This is a genomic window from Stenotrophomonas sp. S49 (assembly GCF_016624905.1).
Taxonomy (GTDB): Bacteria; Pseudomonadota; Gammaproteobacteria; order Xanthomonadales; family Xanthomonadaceae; genus Stenotrophomonas.
The window spans coordinates 30,001-32,210 of record NZ_JACVUD010000046.1; the positions used below are offsets into that span (position 1 = coordinate 30,001).

A 2,210-nucleotide genomic window follows, 5' to 3' on the forward strand; every position below is an offset into this window, starting at 1 on the left:
AAAGCTAATCGAACCCGGAGATAGCTGGTTCTCCTCGAAAGCTATTTAGGTAGCGCCTCATATGTATCCTCTCGGGGGTAGAGCACTGTTATGGCTAGGGGGTCATCGCGACTTACCAAACCATTGCAAACTCCGAATACCGAGACGGACTGTATGGGAGACACACGGCGGGTGCTAACGTCCGTCGTGAAAAGGGAAACAACCCAGACCCACAGCTAAGGTCCCAAATTTTGTGCTAAGTGGAAAACCATGTGGAAAGGCACAGACAGCCAGGAGGTTGGCTTAGAAGCAGCCACCCTTTAAAGAAAGCGTAATAGCTCACTGGTCGAGTCGGTCTGCGGGGAAGATTTAACGGGGCTAAGCACAGAACCGAAGCTTGGGGTGCATAACTTTGTTATGCGCGGTAGAGGAGCGTTCCGTAAGCCGTTGAAGGTGGATTGAGAAGTCTGCTGGAGGTATCGGAAGTGCGAATGCTGACATGAGTAACGATAATGCGGGTGAAAAACCCGCACGCCGAAAGCCCAAGGTTTCCTTGCGCAACGTTAATCGGCGCAGGGTGAGTCGGCCCCTAAGGCGAGGACGAAAGTCGTAGTCGATGGGAAGCAGGTTAATATTCCTGCACCTCGCGTAAGTGCGATGGAGGGACGGAGAAGGTTAGGTGTACCAGGCGTTGGTTGTCCTGGGGAAAGGCGGTAGGTTTGGATCTTTGGCAAATCCGGGATCCTTTAAGACCGAGCACCGAGACGAGCCTTTATGGCGAAGTCACTGATACCACGCTTCCAGGAAAAGCTCCTAAGCTTCAGCTTACGCAGACCGTACCGTAAACCGACACAGGTGGGTAGGATGAGAATTCTCAGGCGCTTGAGAGAACTCGGGTGAAGGAACTAGGCAACATGGCACCGTAACTTCGGGAGAAGGTGCACCCTTGGTGGTGGCTCATGCGAGCATAAGCTACCGAGGGTCGCAGTAACCAGGCCGCTGCGACTGTTTATCAAAAACACAGCACTCTGCAAACACGAAAGTGGACGTATAGGGTGTGACGCCTGCCCGGTGCTGGAAGGTTAATTGATGGGGTCAGCCGCAAGGCGAAGCTCTTGATCGAAGCCCCAGTAAACGGCGGCCGTAACTATAACGGTCCTAAGGTAGCGAAATTCCTTGTCGGGTAAGTTCCGACCTGCACGAATGGCGTAACGACAGCGGCGCTGTCTCCACCCGAGACTCAGTGAAATTGAAATCGCTGTGAAGATGCAGCGTTCCCGTGGCAAGACGGAAAGACCCCGTGAACCTTTACTATAGCTTTACACTGAACGTTGAGTTCGTCTGTGTAGGATAGGTGGGAGGCTATGAAACTGTGGCGCTAGCTGCAGTGGAGCCATCCTTGAAATACCACCCTGTCGTGCTTGACGTTCTAACCTGGGCCCATTATCTGGGTCGGGGACCGTGTATGGTGGGTAGTTTGACTGGGGCGGTCTCCTCCTAAAGAGTAACGGAGGAGCTCGAAGGTACGCTCAGCGCGGTCGGACATCGCGCACTGTGTGCAAAGGCATAAGCGTGCTTGACTGCAAGATCGACGGATCAAGCAGGTAGGAAACTAGGACTTAGTGATCCGGTGGTTCTGTATGGAAGGGCCATCGCTCAACGGATAAAAGGTACTCCGGGGATAACAGGCTGATACCGCCCAAGAGTTCATATCGACGGCGGTGTTTGGCACCTCGATGTCGGCTCATCACATCCTGGGGCTGTAGTCGGTCCCAAGGGTATGGCTGTTCGCCATTTAAAGTGGTACGCGAGCTGGGTTCAGAACGTCGTGAGACAGTTCGGTCCCTATCTGCCATGGGCGTTGGAGATTTGAGAGGGGCTGCTCCTAGTACGAGAGGACCGGAGTGGACGAACCTCTGGTGTTCCGGTTGTCACGCCAGTGGCATTGCCGGGTAGCTATGTTCGGAAGCGATAACCGCTGAAAGCATCTAAGCGGGAAGCGCGCCTCAAGATGAGATCTCCCGGGGCACAAGCCCCCTGAAGGAACCATGTAGACTACGTGGTTGATAGGTCAGGTGTGTAAGCGCAGCAATGCGTTGAGCTAACTGATACTAATGATCCGTGCGGCTTGACCATATAACCTCAAGTTGCCTTGGCTTTACGACAGCGTCGTAAGAGCATCCAAGTGCACGCTACGTCACAAGAACTATGCGAGGCTGGCGCCTTGTCCC

Annotated in this window: 1 rRNA gene (running past one end of the window); it reads left to right on the top strand. The window is 53.9% G+C overall.

Annotation, left to right across the window (positions count from 1 at the left end):
- Positions 1–2,115: ribosomal RNA gene (locus IAE58_RS11540) — 23S ribosomal RNA — on the top strand; it begins 765 nt to the left of the window's first position.
- Positions 2,116–2,210: the final 95 nt, after the last annotated feature.